Genomic DNA, 24,409 nt, shown 5'->3' with positions numbered 1-24,409 from the left:
GTGGCATGGCGTGCTGCTGATCCGTCACCCAGCACGGTGGACGTGAGCGGTGCTGCCGGTGGCTCGCACGTTCCATTTCCGGCCGTCGGCGTGCATGCCGATCAGCTCGATCCACTCGATCTCGGCGGGAACGGCGGGATCGACGACGAGCTCGCCATCGGGTGCGTCGACCCCGAGCATGGTCCGTACAAAAAGGACCGGAGCGGCCGTCGCCCACGCCTGTGGACTGCTGGCGGTCGGATAGCGCACCGGTACCCGACCGAAGGACCGGTCGTAGCCGGAGAACGCCTCCGGCAGGCGGTACTGGGAGAACTCGGACGCCTGCAGCATCGCCGTGATGATCCGGTTGGCCTCGTCACGGAATCCGTACCGGGCCAACCCGTGTGCGATGAGGGAGTTGTCGTGCGGCCAGACCGTACCCGTGTGGTAACCGATCGGGCTGTAGCCGCGCTCGGCGGTGGAGGTGGTGCGCACGCCCCAGCCCGAGAACATCTGTTCGGACATCAGCTGCCGGGCCATGGTCGCGGCCCGCTCGTGCGGCACGATCCCACTCCAGAGCAGCTGGCCCATGTTCGAGGTCATCGAATCGATCCGGTGCTTGTCGCCGTCCAGGCCCAGCGCGTAGTAGCCGCCCCGCTCGTCGATCCAGAAGTCGCGGTTGAACCGCTCGTACAGGTCGGCTGCCTGCTTCCGCAGCTTCCGCGCCACCTCCGGCTCGTCGAGCGGACCCTCGGCGAGCTGCGCCATCCGCAGCTTCGCGTCGTAGGTGTACCCCTGGGTCTCGCAGGTCGCGATGGGCAGCACCGGGATGGTGCCGTCGGCGGACTGCACACCGTTCCAGGAGTCGCGCCAGCACTGGTTGCCCAACCCCTGTGACGACCGGGTGGCGTACTCGACGTACCCGTCACCGTCGCGGTCGCCGTACTCGTCGATCCAGCGCAGCGCCGCGTACGCGTTGTCGCGCAGCCGACGGACGAAATCGTCGTCGAGGGTCCAGCGCCAGTACTCCGACAGCAGGATCAGCCACAGCTGGGTCGCGTCGATGGTGCCGTAGTACGGGTTGTGTGGCATGAGCCCGAGCCGGGTCAACTCGCCGCTACGGACCTCGTGCAGGATCTTGCCCGGTTCCTGGTCGGTGAAGTCGTCGACCACGCGGCCCTGGTGAGAGGCGAGTTTGAGCAGGGCGCCACGCGCGAGGTCCGGGCCGAAGAGCATCGTCTGGTAGGCCGTGATCAGTGTGTCGCGGCCGAAGAGGGTGAGAAACCACGGCAGTCCTGCGGCCGGCAGCACGATGCTCCGGCCTTCCTCCGTACGCTGCTGCATTCGCAGGGCGAGCAGGTCCTGCATCGACTTGTGGATCACGTCGCGCAGCAGCTCGGAGTCGGTGTGCAGAACTGGCGCCTTGGTCTCCCACTGGGCGCACAGGTCGTGAGCGAATTCCCGGAAGATCTCGCCGAAGTGTCGGCGCGTCGGTGGGATGTCCGTCGGTCCCTGGTGCAGCGGGACGGTCAGCTCGCAGCACCACCTGTGGTTGCGTCCCAGCTTGATGTCCCACACCAGGTCGTCGCCGTCCACCCGGCTGGCCGGCGGGTCGGCCCTGACTTCGGTGCTGGCCTCGAAGGACTGGTTGCGGTAGGAGAAGCCCAGCCGCGAGCCGTCCGGAGCGTGCTCGCGGGTGATTCTTGCCGACCGGTCCGCAACGACATCCTTGATTTCGAACAGGTCGGCGAAGTCGGTGCCGACCGCGAGGCGCAGTTGAATCGAGATCGGCTCTTCGGCGAAGGACTCCAGCGTGATGCGTTCGTGCATGCCGTCGCCGATGAAGCGTTCCCGGCGCACCCCGAGGGTGTTCGCCCGCATACCGGGCAGCTCGGGGTTGGTGAGGAAGAACGCCGCGGAGTAGTAGTCGACCGTGTCGGCGCTGAGGACCAGCAACGGACGGTTGTTGATCGTGAGTTCCCAGCGGCCCAGGAACCGGGTGTCTTCGTGGACGAGACCGCCGATCGAACCGCTGGGCACGTCGCCGACCGCATTGGAGTACATGAAGGTGTCGCCCTCGAGCACGGCGACCGCGTCGGCCCCCAGCTCCGGTGGCAGGTTGCGGGTCGTCGCGGCCCGCGTCCGACTGGTGGGCGTCAGCGTGGGCGTCGGGTCAGCCGGGGTAGGGCGGCGAGCCGTCGTGGTCACGGCAGACCTCCACGGGCGGGACGGCTCCGGAATGCGATTCGTTCACCTACGTCCCGCTACTCTATCGCCGGCTACGCCCCCGCACCGGCCAGACGCTGCGGGCTGAGCCAGCCCTGGCCCGGCATACCACCCGCCGGGCCGGGTACGGGTAGTCGATGACGCCCGGACGGGGGTGAGCAGAACCGTGAGCGTACGGCACGGAGCTTCCGGTTCCCGTACCAGCGAATTGGTTACGCCGCGGCGGGAGAACAGCGCGCCCGGCGACGACCACGTGATCGTGCTGTTCGGCGCGACCGGGGACCTGGCCAGACGCGAGTTGATCCCCGGGCTGTTCCATCTGGCAAAGGCGGGCCTGCTGCCTCCCAGGTACCGGATCATCGGCTCGGCCAGGTCCACGCGGACCGACGACGAGTTCCGCCAGCTCGCCAAGGACGCCGTGGCCGAGTTCGGGCTGGCAGAGCCGACCGGCGAGGCATGGGACGAGTTCGCCAGCTCGCTGTCCTACGGCGCCGCCACGCCGACGGACTCCCAACCGCTACTCGACGCGGTGGCCGCGGCCGAGAAGGCGCTCGGCGGTCACCCACGCCGGCTGTTTCACCTGGCCGTACCGCCAGCGGCCTTCACGCCCACGATCGGCATGCTCGCCGACACGGGTCTGGCCAGAAACGCCCGCATCATCGTCGAAAAGCCGTTCGGCACGGACCTCGCGTCCGCCCGCGCGCTCAACGACACCATCCACGCCACCTTCGACGAATCCCAGGTGTTCCGGATCGACCACTTCCTCGGCAAGGAGTCGGTCGACAACATCCTCGCCCTCCGGTTCGCCAACGGACTGTTCGAGCCGATCTGGAACCGCGACCACATCAGCCACGTACAGATCGACGTGCCGGAGACGATCGGGATCGAGGGCCGCGCCGCGTTCTTCGAACAGACCGGCGCGTTCCGGGACATGATCGTCACGCACCTGTTCCAGGTGCTGGGGTTCGTGGCAATGGAGCCGCCCACCTCCCTGGCGGCCAACCAGCTGCGTGACGAGACGACCAAGGTCTTCGAGGCGATGCCACCGCTGGACCCCACCCGCGTGGTGCGCGGCCAATACCGCGGGTACCGTGACGAGCCCGGCGTCGACGCTGGCTCGCAGACCGAGACGTTCATCGCCGCGCGCGTCGAGGTGGACAACTGGCGCTGGTCGGGGGTGCCGTTCTACCTGCGTACCGGTAAGTCACTCGGGCAGAAGCGACAGGCGATCACGCTCGGGTTCACCGAGCCGCCGCTGCGGATGTTCGCACTGGACGCCGCTACCCCCAACAACCAGCTGGTGATCGACTTCGACGATCCGGGCTGGATCGCGGCCCATTTCCTGGCCAAGGAGCCCGGCGCCACCATGCGCCTGGGCGGGGCGACCATGACGTTCCGGTACGCGGACTCGTTCTGCACCCGGCACGCGCTGGCCGGCTATGAACGACTCATCCTCGACGCGATGCTGGGCGACCAGTCGCTGTTCACCCGCGCCGACGGGATCGAGCGGCTCTGGGAGGTGTCCGCGCCGCTGCTGGACGATCCCCCACCGGTGGAACCGTACAGTCCCGGATCGTGGGGCCCGGACTCCACCGACCGGCTCATCTCGCCGCACCACTGGTACCTGCCGGACAACCCGTGACAGCGCCCATCCGCCTGATGGTCGCCGACGTCGACGGGACCCTGGTAACCCACGACAAGGTCCTCACCGACCGCGCCATCGCGGCGGTACGCGCGTTGCACGCCGCCGACATCCTGTTCGCCGTCACGAGTGGCCGGCCGCCGCGCGGCATGTCCATGCTGATCCAGCCGCTGCAACTCCAGACCCCGATCGCCGCGTTCAACGGCGGCCTCTTCGTCAACCCCGACATGTCCGTGATCGAGCAGCACGTCATTCCGTCTCCGGTGGTCGCCCCGGCGATCGCGCTGCTGGAGTCGTTCGGGCTGGACGTCTGGTTGTACCGCGGCGCCGACTGGTTCGTCCGGGACCTGAACGGGCCGCACGTGGACCGCGAAGCGTGGACCGTACAGTTCCCGCCGACTCTGGTGAAGGACTATGACGATCTCACCGAGGACATCGCCAAGATCGTCGGCGTGAGCGACGACCACGACACGGTCGCGGCCGGCTCCTCCGCCGCCCACGAGCAGTTCGGAGACCACGTCTCGGCCGCCCGCTCCCAGCCCTACTACCTGGACATCACCCACCCTCATGCGAACAAGGGCACGGTTGTCCAGTACCTGGCGTCCAGGTACCACATCCCGGCCGAACAGATCGCCACCATCGGCGACATGCCCAACGACGTGCTCATGTTCGCCCACTCCGGGCTGAGCATCGTGATGGGCAACGCCAGCCTGGAGGTACAGCGCTGCGCGCGCCGGGTCACGTCCAGTAACGACGAGGAGGGCTTCGCCAACGCGGTCCAGCGGTACGTAGTGCCTCGCGTTTGATCCGGCATCGGTAAACAGTGGCCGTTCGAGATCACCAGTTCAATCGCCAGGCTGCTGGGGAGGTCAAACCCTGTCGCGACCTTCACCACCGGAGGTGTGTCATGGCGGACAACAACGACGTCTTCGACGTGGTCGTGATAGGTGCGGGACCGGTCGGGTTGAACGCCGCCGCGCGCGCCGTCCGGGGCGGCCTGACCGCGGCCGTCGTCGAGGAGCGCCTGGCCGGCGGCGAATGCGAGTACTACGCGTGCATCCCGAGCAAGGCGCTGCTGTGGCCCATGGAGACGGCGGCCGAAGCCAGCCGGATGCCGGGGCTGGAGCTCAGCGGCCCGATCGACGCCGCCGCGGTGCTGGCCCACCGCGACGAAACCGTGTCCCACCGCGACGACCGCCACAACGTGACCTGGGTCGAGAACCTCCCGGCGACGTTCGTGCGCGGCCACGGACGGCTGGCCGGGCCGCTGCGGGCCGAGGCGGCCACACCGGACGGCGGCACCCGGACGCTGCGGGCCCGGCACGCCGTCGTCGTCGCCACAGGCAGCGCCCCCGCGATCCCCGACGTACCCGGACTACGGGAGGCCCACCCGTGGACCAACCGGGAGGCGACCAGCGCCGAGCAGGTACCCAAGCGGCTGGCCGTCATCGGCGGCGGGCCGGTGGCCTGCGAGATGTCCCAGGCGCTGCACTCCCTCGGCGCCCAAGAGACGACCATGCTCGTACGCGGCGACCGGCTACTCGAGCGGGCCGAGCCGTTCGCCGGCGACATGGTCGCGGCGTCGATGCGGGAGTCCGGCATCGACGTGCACTTCGGCCGCTCGGCCACCCGGGTCGACCGGCCGGCGCCGGGCGGCCCGGTGACCGTTCACACCGACGACGGCGCACAGGTCGACGCCGACGAGCTCCTCCTCGGCACCGGTCGACGTCCGGCCGTCGACGACATCGGCCTGGAGACCATAGGCCTGCAGGCAAAGGGCCCTATCGAGGTCGACGACAGCATGCGGGCCACCGCCGTGCCTGACGGCTGGCTGTACGCCATCGGCGACGTTAACGGCCGCAACCTACTCACCCACATGGGCAAGTACCAGGCCCGGGTGTGCGGCGACGTGATCGCCGCCCGAGCCACCGGCCGGCCCGACGACAGGCCGGGGTTGCGTGACACCGCCGACGATCGGGGCGCCCCCCAGGTCGTGTTCACCGAACCGCAGGTCTGCATGGTCGGGCGCACCGAGTCGCGGGCCCGCGCCGACGGCTTCCCGGTACGGACCGTGGAGTACGACATCGGCGAGGTCTCCGGCGCCGAGGTCCGCGGCGTCGGCTACACCGGCCGCGCGAAGCTCGTCGTCGACGAAGACCGTCGCGTACTCCTCGGCGCCACCTTCGTCGCCCCCGACATCGACAACCTGCTGCACTCGGCCACCATCACCGTCAACGCCGAGGTCCCCCTCGACCAGCTGTGGCACGCCGTCCCGCCGTTCCCGACCGTCAGCGAGGTCTGGCTACGACTCCTTGAGGAGTACGGCCTGTGACGCTCACGCGCTGCCTTCCGCAGCGCGTTGGACGACGTGTCCCCCACACCCCTACCGATCCCCGTCGACGGCAGAGGCTTCGGGGCGGTCGCCCACATCATCGGCAGGACACCTCCTCGCAGGCGGGACTTTCGGTCCCAATCGGATCCGACGGCCGGACGCTCGCCGCAACGGAGGGGTGACCGGAGCCGTCCGAGCCCGGCCCACGGCCGCCCAGATGCCATCCGCCATCGGTTGCCGGCGCTGGTCAGAACCGGGGGGAGATCCGGGCGTGCCCGTGGTGTCGTTCGCGAACCTGTTCTTCGTATCGCTGATCGCCCTGTCCGCGCCGGCTCTGCTGGGCTTCTTCCCCCGCCTGCGCATCCCGTCGGTGGCGGTGGCGATCGCCGCGGGCATCGCGCTTGGCCCCTCCGGGCTAGGCCTGGTCAGCGTGGACATTCCGGTACGAATCCTGTCCCTGCTCGGGCTGGCGTTCCTGCTCTTCCTGGCCGGCCTGGAGATCGACGTACGGCGCCTGCGCGGCCGCGTGCTGCTTCTGGCAGTGACGGGCTACGGACTCACACTGGTGCTCGGCGCGCTTTCCGGGCTGCTGTTCGCCGCCCTGCACTGGACGCGCAGCCCGCTGCTGCTCGCGGTGACGCTGTCCGCGACCTCACTGGGACTGGTCGTTCCGGTATTACTCGATGCCGGCCAGGCAGAGGGCAGAACCGGTCAGGCGGTGATCGCCGCGTCCTCGGTAGCAGAGTTCGGCGGCGTACTGCTGCTGTCGTTGCTGTTTTCCACGGCGGGAGGGACCATCGGCGCGCGAGTGGTCACGCTGATCGTTTTCGTCGCTCTGGTGGCGGCCATCGGCGCGGCGGCCACGATGGCCGGACGTGCAGTTCAACTCGACCGCGTGTTCCTCCGCCTGCAGGACACCACCGCCGAGCTGCGGGTACGGGCGGCTGTTGCGCTGCTGATCGGCCTGGTGGTGCTGGCTGAACGGTTCGGCCTGGAGACGATTCTCGGCGCGTTCCTGGCAGGCGCGATCGTCGGCGTCGTCGACCGCGGCACCACCACGCACCCGAGGTTCCGGGCAAAACTCGACGCGATCGGCTACGGGTTCCTCGTCCCGGTCTTCTTCATCACCAGCGGGCTGCAACTGGACCTGCGCGGACTGTTCGCCAGCCCTTCGGCGCTGCTGCGGGTCCCCGCGTTCCTGGTCGCGCTGCTGATCGTCCGGGGCGTGCCGGCCCTACTCTTCCGCGGATCCATCGGGGCTCGGAACTCGTACGCGGCGGCACTGCTACAGGCCACGTCGCTACCACTGATCGTCACCGCGACCCAGATCGGGGTCGCGCTCGGCCTGCTGCATCCGGTCAACGCGGCGGCCTTGGTCTGCGCGGGCCTGCTGTCCACCCTCATCTTCCCAGCCACCGCACTCGCGTTGCTCCGCCGACGGCGCCCACCCGCCGGACAACCCCGCCCGGCGCCGATGTGCGAGGGGATGTGGTGACGGCGCCGGTGCCGCCGCTGTTCTTCTGCGACCCGGATGCCGTCGCGGTCGTCCTCTCCACCGAGCAGACCGATTCTCCTTCACGGCAAGCGCATTGCCCGGGCGCGTTCACGTTCCACTATGAGGAGCCGGGCCGGGGTCGGATCGGTACGCGCCCCAGCGGTTGGCTCTCTCGTGGTCCGGGCTCAAACGGCGGGTCCGACGAACGCCCGCATCTCCCGTAATCGACTCGCTCACCCATCACGTCACACACACCCGGTGGCCAACGTGTGCACGTTTACTCCAGAAGTACGGAGGAAGCATGTGGTTCCCCTCGTAACGTGGAGGCCGGAACTTGAGGGATAGAGGTTCATGGCTGAAACGAGACGGCGGTTCGATCCGGAGTTCCGCGAGGGCGCGGTGCGGATCGTGCGCGAGACCGGCAAGTCGATCGCGCAGGTCGCGAGATCTGGGGATCAACGACGGCACCCTGGCCAACTGGGTGAAGAAGGACCGCGAGCAGCGTGGCGAGGCGGCTGCGGGGCAGCTGTCGGAGGATGAGCGGGCGGAGCTGGCGCGGTTGCGGCGGGAGAACCGCGCATCGACATCGAGTTGCGTGAGCATGACTGGCAGGTTTCCGACAGCACCATCGCGCAGATCATGGCCGAGCTCGGGCTGATCGCGCGGGTCAAGCGTCGCCGCCGTCGCCGCCACGCTCAACAGCCGACCCCGCAAGACCCTCGGCTGGAAAACACTCGCCGAAGCCCTCAACGATCACTTACTCTCACTCCAACAAGCCGGTGTTGCGACGACCGGTTGAACCCGGGTAGTACGCGTCGGCCGACTTCGCCCGCGCCTGCGCCCGCTGGAAGGTGCGCCAGTCGATGGGCCGGGTCGGGTCTTGCTTCGACAACGCCGTGGCCGAGGCCACCTTCTCCACCATCAAGGTCGAGTACGTCCACCGCCGGCAGTTCCGCACCCGCGCCGAAGCACGAATCAAGATCGCCACCTGGATCACCGACTTCTACAACCGCCGGCGACGCCACTCCGTCTGCGACGGCCGTTCGCCTATCGACTATGAACGATCAACGGCTCGAGCGCTGGAGGCTCAAGCCGCATAACGGAGTCCTCCACGGTTCCAGGGGGACTGTCAAACGACCAGTTCTGGCGCAGAAACGGTGGTCGTTGGTGTTTTGATCTACGAGAGCAAGATCCGTTGCCGGAGAAGTAGGAATCCGGCGCGGCCGGCAGACCCGGGCGTGGTTGCCGACGTCAACGAGGTCCCGCTGCAGGCGATCATCCTACTCAAGCGCCTGGGGCACGACTGATGTCCGCCATCAAACGTTGTGGGGGCAGCACGGTGAGCACCCGGACGATGAACGTCCGGAACTCCTCCATGAAGTGCTGCAGGAACCGCGCCGTGCTGTCGTCGGTGACCTCGCCAGCGTCGGTGAACAGGCCGGGTTTGAATCGGATGTACGCCTCCGGGGCGTTCATCTGCGGGGAGTTGCAGTAGCTGAGCACGCTGCGCAGGTGCTGCTGGGCGATCGCGGTCCCGAGCCTGCCCGGGGACGCGCCGATCACCGCGGAGGGCTTGCGTGCGAACGAGTTGTTTCCCGGCGGCCGGCTTGCCCAGTCGATGGCGTTCTTCAGGCCGCCGGGGATGGAGCGGTTGTACTCCGGGGTCACGAACAGCACGGCATCGACGGAGGCGATGGCGTCCTTGAGCGCCCTGCCTTCCACCGGGTAGTCGGCGTCGTAGTCGTAGCTGTACAGCGGGAGTTCCTTGATCGGGATCTCCACCAACTCCAACTCCGGCGGGGCCAGGCGAATCAGCGCCTCGGACAGCATGCGGTTGATGGAGGCGGTCGCCAGGCTACCGACGAAGTAGCCCACCTTGTACGTGGTCATGAGGATCTCCCTTCCTACTCACCCGGCCGGTCCTGCGATAGTCGTCGTCGATCTGAGACGTCGCACTCCAGGCAGCAACTCCCCTTTTCGCGCGGTTGTCACCCGCGATATCCGAAATCGCACGACCGGCGTTCGAGTTGATCACGCATGTACAGCCGTATGCTCTTGCGACGGCCGGGTCAGCGTCACCTCGCCTGACGTCAACAAGGAACGCGGCAAGTCCTACCAGCACGGCCCGGCGCTTAAGGCGCAACTGAAGACCTCGGCCCACGAAGGTCGACAACGGAAATTTTGTGAACCGAGGCGGCGGCCCCGGGCCCGCATTAGCAGCGTACTTCTGGTCGGGGAGCCTGATCGGAAAGATCTTGCTCGTTCTGCTTCCGGCGCTCGTTCATGTCGGGCATCGCGACTCCGTATACGTGCTGCACCGTCCGACACCCACAGTGTTGTGATCGTCACGCTTGGTTCCCGTCAGGCCCGCGCCCATGCTGTCGATCTTGACCGGTGACGCAGCAGCGTACTCGTTGGAGGGCTGCACGACGGGAGGGGTCGGGCGGGATGGCGGACGGGCACGGGCGGGCGATATCCGCGTCCGTAGCAGGTGCGGTCGCCGCCGGGTACGTGGCCATTCTCCTCACACGACCCGGCTCACCCGCGCTGACGACCGGTCTCACCGGCGGCTTGACGCGTGCCGCCATCCTCTGCGCCGGCGTCCTGTGGCTGCGGGCGGCGCAATGGGCGCCCGGGCGCGTCCGGCTGGCATTGCGGATGCTCGGCGTCGCCATAATCGTGCGGGCGGTCGGCGGCACGATCTGGATCGGTGGCTACCTCGTCAAGGGGAGCGCAGGCATCCCCATCCCGCCACTGTCGATGGCAGCCTTCGCGGTCACGATGCTGCTGGGACCCGTGGCCGTCGCGCTCCTGTTCGGCAATCGGCGGATCGCCGGCGTCCGCACGCTGCTCGACGCGATGCTCATCGGCATCGGGCTGTTGTATCTCGCCTGGGCCACCGTGCTGGGCCCCACGTACCACGTCCAGGGCGGCGGCATCCCGGCACTTAGCTCGCTGACCTACCCGCTGGTGAACGTAGTCGTCATGACCATGGTCCTCGTCCTGGTCCGCGATGCCGTACCCGTCATACGCACTACGGCGAAGCTCGCCGCGACCGGTCTGGCCTTTAGCTTCGTTAGCGACTGCGCCTACGCCTTCCTGTCAGTGGAGGGCAGCTACCGGCCCGGAAGCGTCAGTGACACCGGCTGGTTGCTCGGGGCTCTGGTGATGGCTGTCGCCACTCCGCGCCGGCGTGAACTGGCCGGCATAGGGGCGTTCACTAAGCCCCAGCCCAGCCGGATCCTCCTGCCGTACCTGCCGTTCATCCTCGCGCTCGGCACCACCGTCGTGCTGTTCGTGATCCGGAACGGGCAGGTCGAGCCGACCCTGTACGCCATCAGCACGGTGCTCACCGTTCTGGTTGTCGTCCGGCAACTGGTCACGCTCAAGGACAACCGGACGCTGACCCAGCGGCTAGAGCGCGCGGTCGAGGACTTCCGGCACCGGGCCTACCACGACCCGCTCACCGGCCTGGCCAACCGCGACAAGTTCCTGGAGATGATGGAACGCCGGCTGGCCCCCGCGGCCGGCCCCCGACTGGGCGTACTCTACATCGACCTCGACGGATTCAAGCCGATCAACGACACTCTCGGCCATGCTGCGGGCGACCGGGTCCTGACCGTCGTCGCCCAGAGGCTGAGCGAGGCCGCCCGGTCGGACGACGTGGTGGCGCGGATCGGCGGCGACGAGTTCGCCATCATGCTGGCCGAACTCCAGTACACCGCCGACGCGGAGACCGTCGCGCAGCGGATCCAGTCCGCGCTGGGGGCCGGGATCGACATTGACGGTGTCCCGGTGCGGGTCGGTGCCAGCATCGGCATCGCGTACGGGCGGCCCGGCCGGATCGGGCTCGGCGAGCTGCTGCGAAACGCCGACGTGGCGATGTACACGGCCAAGCTGCAAGGGCGGCGGCGCACCGTGGCGTTCGAGCCGCACCTGCTCTCGCGCCGCCCGCTCGGTCAGGTCAGCTGACACCCCGCCTGCCGAATCCCCGGGCCCCTGCCGACGCCGCCGACATCGGCACCGACACCTGGACCGCGCTCACCCAGATCGGTGAACGTGGGAACCACCCGCGGTCGCCCCCACCCGCGGGCAGCCGGTCCGGTAGCAGGGCAGCTGCGTCGCCCACTGTGGGCTACGCGTACGCGATCGCGCGGACGAGTGGACCGAGGCCGGTCCCGCGACGCACGGGCCCGTCGCACGCTCCGCCGACCTGGCGTGCCCCATGGCGCTGGCCGCGGTGGATCCGGAGGCGTCGCTGGACCGCAGGCCTCGCCCGGGACACCGCCACACGCGGCGTGGCCCCCGCCGCAACGATTGGCGGCGCCTGGCTGGCACGGCGCGATACGGGAGCCCGACGCGGGTCGATGGCCACCGTCGCCGCCCTGATGGTGGCGCTCGGCGGCGGCCTAGTGGTCATTCTCCGCCGTCTGCGACATGCGTCTGGGCGTGGCAGCGAGCGCGTCGAGCGCTGGGCCTGTTCGGCTTGTTCGTCGGCGCGCTCGCCCATGGCGTGCCGCCCTCGTCGCCGTCGCCAGCTACCTGGTCAACGCCTTCGCCCAACTCACCGACGCGCTCAAGCCCGCTCGGCCCTTCTCCCCATTCTATCTGCTACTCGGCAACGAGCCGCTCACCAACGGCCTCGCCACGGGCCGCGGGCTCGCCTGCGAGCGGCGTGGTCTGAGGTGGTCGCGGCCCGGCTACTTTCGCCGTACCCGCGTCGGCTCGCTGACGTGGTGCGACGCGGAGTTGACCTGCCTAAGAGCCGGGTAGCACCCGCTTGATTGGGCAGGCAACGCACCAGCGCAAACCCAGCGGAGGGACGTGCCGATGCCGGATGGGTCACCCGTTCTCATAACCGGTGCAGCCGGAGGTGTCGGAGCGGTCGGTCGGAGCATCGTGGAACTCCTGCGCAACCGAGACGTACCGGTCCGCGCGTTCGTGCACCGCGAGGACGAACGTGCCGAGGCCCTGCGCGCGACCGGTGCCGAGGTCGTGGTCGGGGATCTCACCGACGCGCGCGACGTCATTGACGCGATGACCGGGTGCCGTCGCATGTACTTCGGCATGAGCGTGTCGTCTCGATACCTGGAGGCGACGGTGACCGTGGCGGCCGCCGCGCGTGAGTACGGAAACCTGGCAGCGCTGATCAATATCTCGCAGCTGACCGTGTCCCAGATGACGCTCACGAGCACGACGGAGTCGGCGCAACAGCGCCAGCATTGGCTTGGCGAGCAGGTGCTCAACTGGTCCGGCCTTCCGGTCGTAGACATACGGCCGACCGTGTTCCTCGAAAACCCCATCTTCATGACGATCGCCGCCTCGTCGATCGCCGGCAACGACACAATACGGTTGCCGTTCGGCTCCGCACGCACCTCACCGATCGCAGCCGGAGACGTCGCCGAGGTGATCGCCACCGTGCTCGTCGACCCGACGTCGCACCTCGGCAAGACCTACGAGCTCACCGGGCCACGATCGCAAGACATGACCGCGATGGCGGCCGAGTACTCCGCGGCGCTGGGCCGGCCCATCACCTACGTCGACGTTCCGCTCCAGCAGTGGGCCGACCAGGAACTGAACCCACTCGGCCTGCCCGAGCACCTGCGCGAGCACCTGGCCACCATGGCGCGCCTGCATCGCGAGAACCGCTACGACCGGCTGACCCACGACGTCGAGGCCGTCACCGGACGGCAACCCACCAGCGTCCGCGACTGGGTCACCGATCACGTCACGCTCTTCGCACGGCCAACCGTCGGGAAGACGCCATGACCCAACCGCAGATCACCGCGGTGGACTGGGCAGCCCGCCGCTTGGCAATCGAGGTCGACGGCTCGTTCGACGACGCCGTCGCACGATATGAGGCCGCCGTGCCCAGGTACCCGGCCGCACGCTTCGACCAACTCGTAGCCGACACCGTCGGCTGGCAAACCGTGCTCGATCTGACCGACGAACTCGCCGAGCACGGATTTCTGATCTACTGGAGACTGGCCGCCGATCCCCTGATGGGCCTCGCCGGAAACACGGCGCGCTGCACCGCCTACCTCATGGGCAACCACACGATCGCCGAGCGGATGTTCCGCCACGACCCGGCCGCCATGCTGTACGCGCCACTGCGAACCGTCATCTCGCAACCTCCCGGCGGCCCGACACTGTTTGCGACCGAACAGCCCAGCCGGCAGTTCTCGTCGCTGGGAAATCCGGACATCACCGCGGTCGGCATCGAACTCGACCACAAGCTCGCCGGCCTGCTCGACGCGCTGCACTGGCCGGTGCCCCCGTGTCTCACCACGTGAGGAACGACTGCTGGCCAGCCAGGCGGGCGACCGCTTCTACCCGGGCAGGCAGGAACGCGTCGGCTGCAGGACCGTGGGAACGGGCTCAGCCGTCTGCGGGGAAGACGTCACCGAACACGGGCAGTCCGCGAGCGGCGTTCTCGCGCGTGACCTCGTCTTCGACGATGTCGCAGTGCTCGCGGAGCTGGCCGTCCTCCATGCGTACGAAGTCGGCCACGATCCACGGCGCGGGCTGCCCGTAGCCGGTGTAACGTCCCCGGACCATAACCATGCCGCACTCCGACATGGCGAGGCCGACTCCGTGGGCCAGCTCGTCGACGCGGTGCCCGACCATCATCGACCCGCTCGTTGACTTCGTCAGCGGCCCGATTGCCCAGCACAGGGAGCCGGACCGGCTGGGTCTGGTGCGACGCCTGATCTTCGTAGGCAGCGGGCCGGGCTCGCCCGACACGAGATCCAGCGACGGAAGGTCAACGAGATACCGACAGCTAAGCAGAGCAAAGGCGCGGTGATCGTCACCGGCGCCAGTCGGGGTATCAGCGCGGCTCTGTTGCGTTGAGCGCCAGCATGATCAAGACGGACTGAGCAGGTCCGCCGACTTCCCGCCGACGCATAGCCGAGCGGTCCCTCGAGTCCGGCCTGTCCGTACGACATGTCAGCCCCGAGGACGAGGAAAGCGGAGGTCAGGCCGAATTCCGCCAGGGCAAGCAGCATCCGAGCCCCGCAGCGTACTCAAGCACGCACACCGCTATTGGACTCTTAGTCGTGGTCAATTGAGTAGATCTTCCTGTCCGGTGGTCCCGCCTCACCCATGGCCGACAGCAACGTTTCAGGGTCTGGTCTGCGGTGATGGTGAACCGGTGGCCGCGGCTGCGTACCGCCGCGGCCATCCGGTCGTTCGAACAGCGGAGTAACCAGTGAAGATCTCTGCCCAGTTTGCGACCTCGCTGGACTCGCCCGAGCACATCGCTGTCGCCGAGGGACTGGGCTACGCACGGGCGTGGCTGTTCGACACGCCGCAGCAGAGCCCGGATGTGTGGATGATGCTGGCGCTGGCGGCCGAACGCACCGACCGGATCGGGTTGGGCCCCGCGGTGCTCGTACCCGCGTTGCGGCATCCGATGGTCAACGCGGCGGGTGCCACGGCACTTGAGGCACTGGCGCCGGGGCGGACCGCGGTTGCCTTCGGCACCGGCTTCACCGGCGCCCGGGCGATGGGCGCCAAACCCACCACCTGGTCGTACATGAGCAACTACATCGCCGCCTTCCGGCGCCTGCTGCGAGGCGAGACCGTCGAGTGGGACGGCGGCCGAATGCGCATGCTCCACCCCACTGGCCATGCTGCGCCCCGGCCCGTCGAGGTGCCGGTGCTGATCTCGGCGCTGGGACCGAAGGGACTCGCTGTTGCGCGTGAGCTTGCCGACGGCTTGTTCACCGTCAACGCCGAGACGGCGTCCGCCCGCGAGTTCACCTGGGCCGCCCTGGGCGTGCACGGCACCGTCCTGGCCGACGGCGAAGCGCTGGACTCACCTCGGGTCCGGGCGGCCGCAGGCCCAGGTAACGCGCTGGCCTTCCACTTCGCCTACGAGGCCGGTGCCGACGTCGCGGCCTTGCCCGGCGGGCAGGCGTGGCTGGAGATGATCCAGCGGGTCCCGGAGCGCGACAGGCATCTCGCGGTTCACGATCAGCACCTCGTCACGCTCAACGCCGCCGACGAAGCCGCCTGGGCGGCGGGAAGCTGGGCCGCGATCCCGACCACGACGGTCACCGGGTCGGCGAGACAGCTCCGGCAGCGCCTGTCCGCGTTCGCCGAGGACGGCATCACGGAGATCGTCTACCAACCGACCGGGCCCGACATCGCGGGCGAGTTGGAGGCATTCATCAAGGCGGCAAACAAGCTGACGACGGGAGGTCGTCGACATGACGACAGCTGAGCAGGGACAAGGCGCGGTGATCGTCACCGGCGCCAGTCGGGGTATCGGCGCCGCGATCGCCGAGAAGCTGGCTGAGGACGGGTACGGCGTGGTGGTCAACTACGCGACGGACGCCGAAGGAGCCGAGTCGGTGGTCTCTACCATCCGTGCCCGCGGCGGCCGGGCGGTGGCCGTGCGCGCGGACGTGACGGCACCGGACGACGTCGCGGGCCTGTTCGACCGGGCGCAGCGCGAGCTGGGGCCGCTGGCCGCGCTGGTCAACAACGCCGGGACGACCGGCGAGCGGGCCCGCATCGACGAGCAGGACGCAGACCACCTGGCCCGGCTGATGCAGATCAACGTCGTGGGCCCCATGGTGTGCGCCAAGCACGCCGTGCAGGCGATGTCCACCGCGCACGGCGGCTCCGGTGGCTCGATCGTCAACATCGCCTCGATCGGCGCCCAGGCGCCCCCCGGCATAGCAGGATTCGTGCCGTACGAGGCCGCCGCGAGCAGCCCGATCGGTCGCGCGGGCCGGCCCGACGAGATCGCCGACGCGGTGTCGTGGCTGGTTTCGCCTGCGGCGTCGTACGTCACCGGCAGCGACATCACCGTCTCCGGCGGCCTCTGACCGGCACGCCCCGACCACGGCAAACGACGCCCGCGTTGCCGTTTCGCGGCCCCGGCGGGGGGCTGCTCGGTCGCCTGGCTCGGTATACCCCGCTGCCCGACGGCGGCCGGCGGTCGCGCCGGTACCCGGCTGGGGCATGCGCCGACCCCGGACATCGCTGGGTGCATCCAGGCCGCGGTGCCACCACGAGTGAAGGGATGCGGTCATGGCATCAGCCTCGGCAACGCCGAGGACCTGGCGCGTTGTGACGATGTCGACCTCGTGGCCGTGACCGTTAAGGTGCCCCACCATGGCGAGCTCATCCGTCCGGCTCCGGTGTTCGCGGGACTGGGCGGGCGGCGTTCTATCCGTGTGCCAGTCGCAGCACGCGTTCGCGTGGCTGTACCCCGACCGCTGCCTCGGCCACCGGGGCCACGGCGTCGTAGTCGACCAGGAGGTGGCGGGGGCCGCGCAGGGTCGGGTTGGGCCGGTACGGCGGCGGGTCGGCCACCAGCCGGGGGTTCACCAGCCGGCTGGCGAGCACAGGCAGCGCGACCTGCGCCTCGACCCGCGCGAGCGGGGCGCCGAAGCAGTAGTGGATGCCGCTGCCGAAGCCGAGGTGGACGTTTTCCGTGCGGTCAGGGTCGAAGCGGTCCGGGTCGGGGAAGCGGTCGGGGTCGCGGTCACCGGCGGCGAGCACCAGCGCGATCGGCGAGCCCTGAGGGATGGTGGTGCCGGCGATGTCGATGTCGGCCAGCACGCTGCGGCTGGTCAGGAGATGTACCGGTGGTTCGTAGCGCAGCAGCTCCTCGACCAGCGGGATGATCAGGTCGGGTTCGTGGCGCAGCCGGTCGAGGACGTCGGGGTGGCGCAGCAGGGTGAGCATGCCGTTGGCGATGAGGTTGACGGTGGTCTCGTGGCCGGCGACCAGCAGCAGCGCGGCGGTGCTCAGCAGGTCGCCCCGGGACATTGGTGCGTGCGGGCCGGTGTCGGTGAGCATCCCGGAGATCAGGTCGTCGCCGGGCCGGCGGGCGTGGGCGTCGGCGAGCCCGTTGAGGTACGCGCCGAGTTCAGCAGTGATCTGGTTTCGTCTGCGCTGGCGCTCGGCGAACGTGCCGGTGGTCGGGTCGGCGGTCTCGACTTGCGCGTCGGCCCAGTGGTGAAAACGCGGCTGGTCCTCGCGGGGGACGCCGAGCAGCCGGCAGATCGCGGTCACCGGCAGCGGGTAGGCGAAGTCATCGACGATGTCGACGCGGTTCCTGCCTGTGAAGTTGTCGATCAGGTGGTTGGTTACCTCGGTCAGCCAGGGGCGCATGCCCTCGACGCGGCCGGGGGTACACGGCGGACCGTACGGCCGAGTGGCCAGCTCCCGCAGCCGGTCATGCGCGGGCGGGTCGAGATTGATGAAGGACAGCGGCAGTCCGGGCGCCTCCTCCGGTGGGGCGTCGGCCAGTTCGGGGTGGTTACGGGGGTCGGAGCTGACCCGTGGGTCGTGCAGCAGCGCGGCGATCTCACGGTATGTGCTGACCACGTAGGTGCCGTCGGCCTCACGGGCCACCGGGGTCTCGCGCAGCTCGGCGTAGAGCGGGTACGGGTTGGCCCGGTTAGCGGGGTCGAGGATCTGCTCGTAGATGCTGGGCTGTGTCATGACAATGCCTTCTCCTGGATGCCCCCGGCACGCGCGGTCAGTGGTGGTAGATCAGCTCCGCGCGGCGCTCGCTCGGGTCGTGGCCGGTCACCACGACGGTGGCGTGCAGGTCGCGAATCTTGCGGTCGGGCAGTTCGGCCGGTACCGGCTGCCCGTCGGCGGGCTGGTCGACGTGGCGGAAGTCGGGCGGGAACGGCGCGGCCGCCTCGATCAGACCCTGGTAGAACTCCAGCCACTTGCCCTGGTTGAACCCGACCGCGGCGGTGATGCGCCCCCGGTAGCCGTAGGCGGCCGTGAACCGGCGGTCGGCCACCGAACCCTGGGCGATGGTGACCTGGTCGGCGAAGGTCGGTACCCCGACGGATTTGATGTTCGTGCCGAACTGCGCCGACCAGAACACCGGGCTGGCCAGGTGTGGCCACCGGTCGGCCGGGTCGCTGATCATGTTGTGGGCGGCGATCTGGGCCTGGGTCACGGCGTTGCCCCAGTGTTCCAGGGCAAGGAACTGGTAGTCGTACAGCGGGTGCGGAAAGCGTGCCACGTCGCCGGCGACGAACACGTCGTCGGTGACCAGACCGTTGACGTCGAATGCCCGGCAACCGGCGTCGCAGCCCACACCCCACTCGCCGACGGCCAGCCCGGAGCCGTACAGCCATTCGGTGTTGCGGATCGCGCCCAGCGCCACCACGGCCGCCTCCGCGTCGACGGTGCTGCCGTCGGACAGGTGGGCGCGACGCAGCCGACCGGCACCGTCGCCTTCCAGAGCGGCGACGGTGACGCCACACCGCAGGTCGACGCCGTGCTCGCGCTGCAGGTCGGCGGCGACCGCGCCGATCACCCCGCCCAGCGCGCCGACCAGCGGCGCCGGGCCCCGCTCGACCACCGTCACCGCCAGACCCCGGTCTCGGCAGGTGGAGGCGACCTCGGAGCCGGTGAACCCGCCGCCGATGACCAGTACCCGGCGGGGCCGCTCGGCCAGCCGCCGGTACAGGCCGGTGGCGTCGTCGCGGCTGCGCAGTCCGAACACCCCGTCGAGGGCGACCTCGCCCGCGTTGAACCAGGGCCGGGCCCGGGTACCGGTGGCGATGAGTACCCGGTCGTAGTCGACCGTGCCGCCGTCGGCGAGGATTACCCGCTTGCCGGCCAGGTCCAGCCCGGTCGCGGGCACGCCGAGCAGCCACCGCGCGTTGACCTCGTCGCGCAGCGGCAGCCCGGAGTGGTCCGGGGGTACCCACCCGTCGAGGACCTGTTTTGACAGGGGCGGTCGGTCGTAGGGCCGGTACGGCTCGTCCCCGATGATGGTCAGCGAGCCGGTGAAGCCCTCCCGGCGCAGGGTCGCCGCCGCGGCCAGACCGGCCAGCGACGCGCCCACGATCACGACCCGCCCGCTCCGGCGCAACGCCTCGACCGCGGCGTCGCGCAACCCCGACGCCGGCGCGGATACCTGGTTCGGCGCGGCCCGCCCGGCTGCCCGCTGCATCGGAACCGACCGGGAGGCCACCGCGGACGCCGCCGTCCGCGCCGCCGCGGTGGCTTCCCGGTCAGTGACGTGATCGACCAGGATGGCCTGCACCGGGCAGGCCGCCGCGGCCCGCAGCACCCGCTCACGCTGCGCGCCATCGGGCTGCGGGTCGTACAGCAGCGCCTCGTTGCCGCGCAGGTGGAACACGTCGGGGGCGAGAAAGGCGCACTGCGCGTACGCCTGGCAGCGCGTGAGGTTCACGACAACCCTCATGATCCAGGCCTTTCCGGCTCAGGCGGCACTTATGCATTCCCGGTTGGACGTCGGCAAACCTTCGGGCGATCGGGCGGCCCACGCGGCCGAACAAGAAGCCAAAGCCGTGGACATCGACGCACAGCGGCGAGCAACAACGCCACGGCCAGCCAGCGTTCACGCTGAGAGCCGATAGGTGAACTCCCTGCCGGCTACTCGACCTAAAACGACGATTTGTCAGTAACAGCGACTGTGCTCTGATGCTCTGCCGGAGCGTCGTGCGACCGGCTTCCCGGCCCTGGTGAACCAGGGAGGACCCCGATGCCCGCGAACAAGTTCACCGAGCGGTTGACCCGCGACAACGCCGCCGTGGTGATCATCGACCACCAGGTCGGCCTGTACAGCGGCGTGCGTGACATCCCCACCGGAGAGCTGAAGCACAACGTGGTGGCCCTGGCCAAGGCCGGCCAGGTGCTGAGCTTGCCGCTGATCGTGACCACCACCGCGGCGGACAGCATGTGGGGACCGGTCATCCCGGAGTTGGCCGCGGTGCTGCCCGACGACCTCGACATCATCGACCGCTCGACCGTGAACGCCTGGGACGACCCCCGCGTGAACGCCGCGATCCGGGCGACCGGTCGGAACAAGCTGATCATCACTGGGATCTCCACCGAGGTGTGTCTCGCGTTCCCCGCCATCAGCGCGACGGCAGAGGGTTTCGACGCGTACGCCGTGATCGACGCCTCCGGCACCTTCTGGCAGACCAAGCGTGAAGCGGGGCTGCTGCGCATGCAGCAGGCCGGCGTGGTGCCGATCGACTACTCCAGCGCCATGGTCGAGATCCTCGCCGACAACGCCGACCCCCTCGCCAACGACGTCTACGCCGCGCTCGACATGCCGTTCGCGGTGCTCGTCGGCCAGATCGCCACGGCGCTCACGAAGAACTGACCCACACCAAGCCGACCGCAAGGAACCCGACCACACGGCAGCTACGAGCCGCGCAGATCACAGCCGCCGAGCGGTAACGCTCTTACCACCGCTCCCCCGCACCACCACCGTGGCGCACACCAACGACCCACACGTCAAGGGCCGGCCTCGGTGCCACACCCGCCGCGGCCAAGGTCGCCGCCGACGCAATACCCGTTTCAAGACCGCTCTCGACACCGAAGCCACGGCAGCCAGCACCGACCGATGAACAGCTGGACGCAATTGATCGGGACGGCCATCGTTGACGCCCTATTCAAGCGCTTGGAGTCATCGCCGAGATCCACGACTGATCTTCAATTACCGAGCACACGGCCCGCCGGCTGCGACCCGAAAATCGAGGCCCAGAAACCAGAAACCAGAGGCCAACGGCCTGCGGTCAGAATGCGCGCTGCTCATTAGGAATCCGTGCGTCAGACGACCGGCGTCGGACTTGGCCTTCTACCGCGCCTTGGGGCCGCTTGTGGAGACCCTGGGCGACATTGATCCTCGGCTCCTGCCCGGCGTTGCGGACTGCGTCGCGTCACGCGCACTACTTGGACGCGTTGGTGACGTCGCCGACATCGAGTTGCGACTGGCGTTGTTGGCGTCGCCGGCAGGCGCTGAGGAACGCCACTGTGGCCGCAGTCCGGCCAGGCTGTCGGCCACCGCGTCGCGCTTGCCAGGCCTGCGGAACCTACCCGCCGGCCTCTTTGACGTACCCGGCCGGCCGACAGTGGCCGCGCACAACGTCGTGAGCGCCCAAGTCCCTGGGTGCAACGTTCGCGTTCCTGGCCTGGCTCACGTGCGCCGGTCGGGTCTTGCTCGTGCTCCTCAATGGTCTTGGTCGCCCGGCATACATTACTGCGCGACTGCGCCCGCTACTTCTCCTCTGACTTCCGGGTCCTCTGCTGTGGAGCGCCCGCCGTGGCTGGCTCCTTGCCGCCCGGCGCGTAGTGCTCCAGAGCCTTCATGATCTCGGGCGCCAGAGTTTCCGCCAGGGCGGGCGCCAGCGCGTCGGCCAACGCCGAAGCCACCACCTGGGCAAGGAGGAGCCTATCGAACATCGACGCGCGTGGCGCGGTGCGCGACGACGCCATGACCGTTTCGATCAGGCCCGCTATCGGCCCCATGCCGCGTACCGCAGCGGCGGGCTGACCCGCCTCGGTCAGTATGTTGTGGATGAGATCGTCGATCAACGCTTCGACAGGATCATGTCCTGCCGCTCTGCCAGGTTCAGTCGTCATGACGATTCCTCTGGTGTCCCGGGTGGTGCCCCGCCCTCCAGTCGCTCCTTCCCGAAAGCGCTGGAGGGCGGCGCCCGCGTGGGCGAAGGCTTCGGACCGGTACGGTGGGACGCTTCGCCCACCTGCGAGAGCACGGAAGGTTTCTACCCAGGTCCGCCGGATCGGGCCGACGGCGTGGCGCCGCAACAGCGGCTGCGGGTAGCCAACCCAATTCCTAGTTGCGCCCCATCATGGCGGCAAGCAGCAGCGGGTGCTCGGTCAGACCGTCACCGCGTTCCCGTCGGCCCATCATCGCGACCAGCAACATAGGGTCGACCATCGGCTCGCGCTCCCGCCGACCCATCATCGCGACAAGCAACATAGGGTCGACCATCGGCTCGCGCTCCCGCCGACCCATCATCGCGGCCATCAACACAGGGTCGATCACCGACTCCGCACGCTCCCGCCGGCCCGTCGTCGCGCTCAACATTGCAGCCAACACCATAGGATCAATCACGGCCCTACCCTCAGCCTCGCGCCCGGGAGCTTGAGCTTCTCGAACACGCTGATTCTCCACAGTGGTCATGAGATTCCCCTTCGGCGGTCGTCTTATCGGAACGAGTCTCTTGCGGATTACCTGAGCATTGCCGGCGTATCAATGCAGCCCATCCAACCTGCATGGTCGATCGTTTTCCGTCCTCACCTGCGGCGGGTGAAGTGTTTGGGAAGAGACTGTTCAATCATCGGTGTGCCGGGGTGAGTGGGAGCAGCCCCAACAAAGGCGGGGCGCGTCAGCACCGCCAGCTGGCCAAGGACATGACAACAAACCCTGCGTACCGGGTCGGACTCACTACACAGTGGAACGGAACGATCTATGTCGCAACCATCTGCGGGAAGCGGGCGGCGGATGTGAGCCAGTGTCCGATACCGCGTCCGGCGCACCCTAAAGCACTGCGCAGCGCTGCGGTCAAAGTGGCGGAAGCCGCACTGAGTTGCTTACGGCGTCATTACTTGCGGCGTCGGGGCGAACAGGAGCAGCTCACCTAAACCTACACTGAGGCTACTGTGGACGCACATGCTGACAACGAGTAACCTGCACGACGATTGGCTCGGCGCGCGTACCGACATGCCCTAGAACTGAGCCGGCTAATGGGGTTGCCCCCTGCTGCTGGCCGCTGACGGGTGGAGGCCAGCCTTCCGGGGGCATCAGCGGCTTGTGAGACCGCGACCTGATCACGCGCACCGAACTGCACTGGCATCCGAACGATGACGAGTGGCAGTACTACATCAGCGGGTTCGGCCGGATGGGCGTGTTCGCAAGCGCGGGAGCCGCTCGGACGTTCACCCATCAGGCCGGCGACGTGGGATACGTTCCCTTCGCGTTCGGCCACTACATCGAGAATCTCGGTGATCAGCCCCTGGTGTTCTTGGAGATGTTCCGCAAGCCGCGCTTCGAGGACATCTCGCTGGCCCAGTGGATGGCCAACACGCCGCCGCAGGTGATCGCGGACACCATCAACGTGCCGCGCTCGTTGATCGAAGCCCTGCCGAAGACCAAGCAGCCGGTCGTCCGCTGGGGCTAGGAGATCGGAACGCGGCCAGACCGGTGGCCCGTACGCCACCGGGCAGGCCGCTCCCTGCCGACGGTCCCGCGCGTCCCAGGCCCGCACCAGTTGTACCCGGCTGCTGATGCCGAGCTTCGCGTAGATCGACTGAAAGTGGGTGTCGCTGCCTGGACGCCGTGTGCGTCAGCCGACTCGGCAGCCTGTTCGCCAGCGTCATCACCCGCAATCTGGTCCGACCGGGCCGGGAAATTGCCACAATGGACGGCCGGTCGACGGCCGGTGCCACGACAGCCGCCGGCGGCCCCGTGCGTTTCGACGCTCACCGCACGGCACCCAGAGGCGGTGAAGGACCCCTCGCCCTCCCCCGCCTCTGGTTTGTCCGTCTGCCCGGGAGGAGGATGAACCCAACCGGAACCGAGGGAGACATCCATGTCCGAGCCCAGCGACGCGGACCTGCGCGCGGTTCTGGTCGCGCTGGTGCGTCGAGCCGGCGGGACCGTCGACATCCCGAACACCGAGCTGTACGACGCGATGATGACCAATCACGGCATGCGAGCGGGGCAGTTCGTCCTCGAGGCGGTCCCGGACGGCATCCGGCTGCGTATCGTTCCCGAGACGGACGGGTAGTCTCCGGCACGGTCGGCCGGAGCGGGGCCGGACGCTGAGTGGCGTCACCTGGTCTGTCGATCGAAATCGTGGTTAGGCACCGGTTACGTAAGGGTAGGCAACGCCCCGCACGAAGGGGGGTGAGCCGATTGGCTCTTGCGTCCGAAACTCTTAGCGCGGCTGCGGCGGAGGGAGCC

General features: G+C 68.7%; 22 protein-coding genes and 1 pseudogene. 15 read left to right on the top strand and 8 right to left on the bottom strand.

The annotated features are described in order from the left end of the window. Positions 1–24: 24 nt before the first annotated feature. Positions 25–2,187, bottom strand: a complete 2,163-nt coding sequence (locus HC028_RS19330; protein ID WP_239075415.1) for an amylo-alpha-1,6-glucosidase — start codon at positions 2,185–2,187, stop codon at positions 25–27. A gap of 184 nt (positions 2,188–2,371) precedes the next feature. Here HC028_RS19330 and zwf point away from each other — a divergent pair, with 184 nt between their 5' ends. From zwf to HC028_RS28755, 5 genes and pseudogenes are all read left to right on the top strand, one after another. Next, on the top strand, positions 2,372–3,847 hold the full coding sequence (gene zwf, locus HC028_RS19325) for a glucose-6-phosphate dehydrogenase (RefSeq protein WP_203981261.1): 1,476 nt from the start codon (positions 2,372–2,374) through the stop codon (positions 3,845–3,847). After that, positions 3,844–4,653, top strand: coding sequence for a Cof-type HAD-IIB family hydrolase (locus tag HC028_RS19320; protein WP_203981260.1), 810 nt, complete (start codon positions 3,844–3,846; stop codon positions 4,651–4,653). Before zwf ends, HC028_RS19320 begins: the two co-directional genes overlap by 4 nt. Before the next feature lie 101 nt (positions 4,654–4,754). Next, positions 4,755–6,179 carry a dihydrolipoyl dehydrogenase family protein gene (locus HC028_RS19315; protein WP_168078765.1) on the top strand — a complete coding sequence of 475 codons (1,425 nt, stop codon included), beginning with the start codon at positions 4,755–4,757 and terminating at the stop codon, positions 6,177–6,179. A gap of 271 nt (positions 6,180–6,450) precedes the next feature. Continuing rightward, entirely contained in the window at positions 6,451–7,674 is a 1,224-nt protein-coding gene (locus HC028_RS19310; protein ID WP_203981259.1) for a cation:proton antiporter, read from the top strand. 351 nt (positions 7,675–8,025) lie between these two features. Further along, a pseudogene (locus HC028_RS28755) lies at positions 8,026–8,332 on the top strand (transposase). Positions 8,333–8,437: 105 nt separating this feature from the next. Here HC028_RS28755 and HC028_RS19300 read toward each other — a convergent pair. After that, positions 8,438–8,584 (bottom strand): hypothetical protein, encoded by a 147-nt coding sequence (locus HC028_RS19300; protein WP_168078657.1) that lies wholly within the window; start codon positions 8,582–8,584, stop codon positions 8,438–8,440. On the opposite strand from HC028_RS19300, the gene HC028_RS19295 reads away from it, so the two are divergent. Continuing rightward, entirely contained in the window at positions 8,571–8,774 is a 204-nt protein-coding gene (locus tag HC028_RS19295; RefSeq protein ID WP_338091285.1) for an IS3 family transposase, read from the top strand. The two genes, HC028_RS19300 and HC028_RS19295, sit on opposite strands and share 14 nt — an antisense overlap. Positions 8,775–8,958: 184 nt before the next feature. On the opposite strand, the gene HC028_RS19290 is transcribed toward HC028_RS19295, so the two are convergent. Beyond that, positions 8,959–9,564: an NADPH-dependent FMN reductase gene (locus tag HC028_RS19290; protein ID WP_168078762.1), complete on the bottom strand. Its 606-nt coding sequence runs from the start codon at positions 9,562–9,564 to the stop codon at positions 8,959–8,961. Between the two features lie 558 nt (positions 9,565–10,122). Here HC028_RS19290 and HC028_RS19285 point away from each other — a divergent pair. The 4 genes from HC028_RS19285 to HC028_RS19270 all read left to right on the top strand — a co-directional run bounded on the left by HC028_RS19285 (position 10,123) and on the right by HC028_RS19270 (position 13,967). Continuing rightward, positions 10,123–11,646, top strand: a complete 1,524-nt coding sequence (locus HC028_RS19285) for a GGDEF domain-containing protein (RefSeq protein WP_168078761.1) — start codon at positions 10,123–10,125, stop codon at positions 11,644–11,646. Positions 11,647–12,111: 465 nt separating this feature from the next. Further along, the gene (locus tag HC028_RS19280; protein ID WP_168078760.1) at positions 12,112–12,447 is read left to right on the top strand and encodes a hypothetical protein; all 336 of its coding nucleotides are present in this window, start codon (positions 12,112–12,114) and stop codon (positions 12,445–12,447) included. A gap of 57 nt (positions 12,448–12,504) precedes the next feature. Beyond that, positions 12,505–13,443 carry an NAD(P)H-binding protein gene (locus HC028_RS19275; RefSeq protein ID WP_168078759.1) on the top strand — a complete coding sequence of 313 codons (939 nt, stop codon included), beginning with the start codon at positions 12,505–12,507 and terminating at the stop codon, positions 13,441–13,443. Then, entirely contained in the window at positions 13,440–13,967 is a 528-nt protein-coding gene (locus HC028_RS19270) for a DUF302 domain-containing protein (RefSeq protein WP_168078758.1), read from the top strand. The genes HC028_RS19275 and HC028_RS19270 overlap by 4 nt, the downstream gene beginning before the upstream one ends. A gap of 85 nt (positions 13,968–14,052) precedes the next feature. On the opposite strand, the gene HC028_RS19265 is transcribed toward HC028_RS19270, so the two are convergent. Continuing rightward, positions 14,053–14,304 (bottom strand): hypothetical protein, encoded by a 252-nt coding sequence (locus HC028_RS19265; protein ID WP_168078757.1) that lies wholly within the window; start codon positions 14,302–14,304, stop codon positions 14,053–14,055. A 580-nt stretch (positions 14,305–14,884) separates the two neighbouring features. On the opposite strand from HC028_RS19265, the gene HC028_RS19260 reads away from it, so the two are divergent. Together HC028_RS19260 and HC028_RS19255 are read left to right on the top strand one after the other, a co-directional pair. Then, complete coding sequence (locus HC028_RS19260) at positions 14,885–15,901, top strand: LLM class flavin-dependent oxidoreductase (protein WP_168078756.1); 1,017 nt, start codon at positions 14,885–14,887, stop codon at positions 15,899–15,901. After that, the gene (locus HC028_RS19255; protein ID WP_168078755.1) at positions 15,888–16,511 is read left to right on the top strand and encodes an SDR family NAD(P)-dependent oxidoreductase; all 624 of its coding nucleotides are present in this window, start codon (positions 15,888–15,890) and stop codon (positions 16,509–16,511) included. The genes HC028_RS19260 and HC028_RS19255 overlap by 14 nt, the downstream gene beginning before the upstream one ends. A 343-nt stretch (positions 16,512–16,854) precedes the next feature. On the opposite strand, the gene HC028_RS19250 is transcribed toward HC028_RS19255, so the two are convergent. Further along, entirely contained in the window at positions 16,855–18,138 is a 1,284-nt protein-coding gene (locus HC028_RS19250) for a cytochrome P450 (protein WP_168078754.1), read from the bottom strand. 37 nt (positions 18,139–18,175) lie between these two features. Continuing rightward, a complete protein-coding gene (locus tag HC028_RS19245; protein ID WP_168078753.1) occupies positions 18,176–19,873 on the bottom strand; it encodes an FAD-dependent oxidoreductase in 1,698 nt (565 codons plus the stop codon). 300 nt (positions 19,874–20,173) lie between these two features. Here HC028_RS19245 and HC028_RS19240 point away from each other — a divergent pair, with 300 nt between their 5' ends. Beyond that, complete coding sequence (locus HC028_RS19240; RefSeq protein ID WP_168078752.1) at positions 20,174–20,800, top strand: isochorismatase family protein; 627 nt, start codon at positions 20,174–20,176, stop codon at positions 20,798–20,800. Between the two features lie 896 nt (positions 20,801–21,696). On the opposite strand, the gene HC028_RS19235 is transcribed toward HC028_RS19240, so the two are convergent. After that, a complete protein-coding gene (locus tag HC028_RS19235; protein ID WP_168078751.1) occupies positions 21,697–22,062 on the bottom strand; it encodes a hypothetical protein in 366 nt (121 codons plus the stop codon). Positions 22,063–22,276: 214 nt separating this feature from the next. Next, a complete protein-coding gene (locus HC028_RS19230; protein WP_168078750.1) occupies positions 22,277–22,558 on the bottom strand; it encodes a hypothetical protein in 282 nt (93 codons plus the stop codon). 712 nt (positions 22,559–23,270) lie between these two features. Here HC028_RS19230 and HC028_RS19225 point away from each other — a divergent pair. Both HC028_RS19225 and HC028_RS19220 read left to right on the top strand, forming a co-directional pair. After that, a complete protein-coding gene (locus tag HC028_RS19225; RefSeq protein ID WP_168078791.1) occupies positions 23,271–23,624 on the top strand; it encodes a cupin domain-containing protein in 354 nt (117 codons plus the stop codon). A gap of 411 nt (positions 23,625–24,035) precedes the next feature. Beyond that, on the top strand, positions 24,036–24,233 hold the full coding sequence (locus HC028_RS19220) for a hypothetical protein (protein WP_168078749.1): 198 nt from the start codon (positions 24,036–24,038) through the stop codon (positions 24,231–24,233). Positions 24,234–24,409: the final 176 nt, after the last annotated feature.

It is taken from the genome of Planosporangium flavigriseum, from assembly GCF_011947225.1.
GTDB lineage: Bacteria > Actinomycetota > Actinomycetes > Mycobacteriales > Micromonosporaceae > Planosporangium > Planosporangium flavigriseum.
The sequence above is the reverse complement of the archived record's forward strand: the minus strand, read 5'-3'. Positions and strand labels throughout refer to the sequence as shown.

Coding starts and splice junctions, on each gene's coding strand:
- HC028_RS19315 (WP_168078765.1), top strand. CDS start 4,755: ATGGCGGACAACAACGACGTCTTCGACGTGGTCGTGATAGGTGCGGGA.
- HC028_RS19290 (WP_168078762.1), bottom strand. CDS start 9,564: ATGACCACGTACAAGGTGGGCTACTTCGTCGGTAGCCTGGCGACCGCC.
- HC028_RS19285 (WP_168078761.1), top strand. CDS start 10,123: ATGGCGGACGGGCACGGGCGGGCGATATCCGCGTCCGTAGCAGGTGCG.
- HC028_RS19280 (WP_168078760.1), top strand. CDS start 12,112: ATGCGTCTGGGCGTGGCAGCGAGCGCGTCGAGCGCTGGGCCTGTTCGG.
- HC028_RS19275 (WP_168078759.1), top strand. CDS start 12,505: ATGCCGGATGGGTCACCCGTTCTCATAACCGGTGCAGCCGGAGGTGTC.
- HC028_RS19270 (WP_168078758.1), top strand. CDS start 13,440: ATGACCCAACCGCAGATCACCGCGGTGGACTGGGCAGCCCGCCGCTTG.
- HC028_RS19265 (WP_168078757.1), bottom strand. CDS start 14,304: ATGATGGTCGGGCACCGCGTCGACGAGCTGGCCCACGGAGTCGGCCTC.
- HC028_RS19255 (WP_168078755.1), top strand. CDS start 15,888: ATGACGACAGCTGAGCAGGGACAAGGCGCGGTGATCGTCACCGGCGCC.
- HC028_RS19250 (WP_168078754.1), bottom strand. CDS start 18,138: ATGACACAGCCCAGCATCTACGAGCAGATCCTCGACCCCGCTAACCGG.
- HC028_RS19245 (WP_168078753.1), bottom strand. CDS start 19,873: ATGAGGGTTGTCGTGAACCTCACGCGCTGCCAGGCGTACGCGCAGTGC.
- HC028_RS19240 (WP_168078752.1), top strand. CDS start 20,174: ATGCCCGCGAACAAGTTCACCGAGCGGTTGACCCGCGACAACGCCGCC.
- HC028_RS19235 (WP_168078751.1), bottom strand. CDS start 22,062: ATGACGACTGAACCTGGCAGAGCGGCAGGACATGATCCTGTCGAAGCG.
- HC028_RS19220 (WP_168078749.1), top strand. CDS start 24,036: ATGTCCGAGCCCAGCGACGCGGACCTGCGCGCGGTTCTGGTCGCGCTG.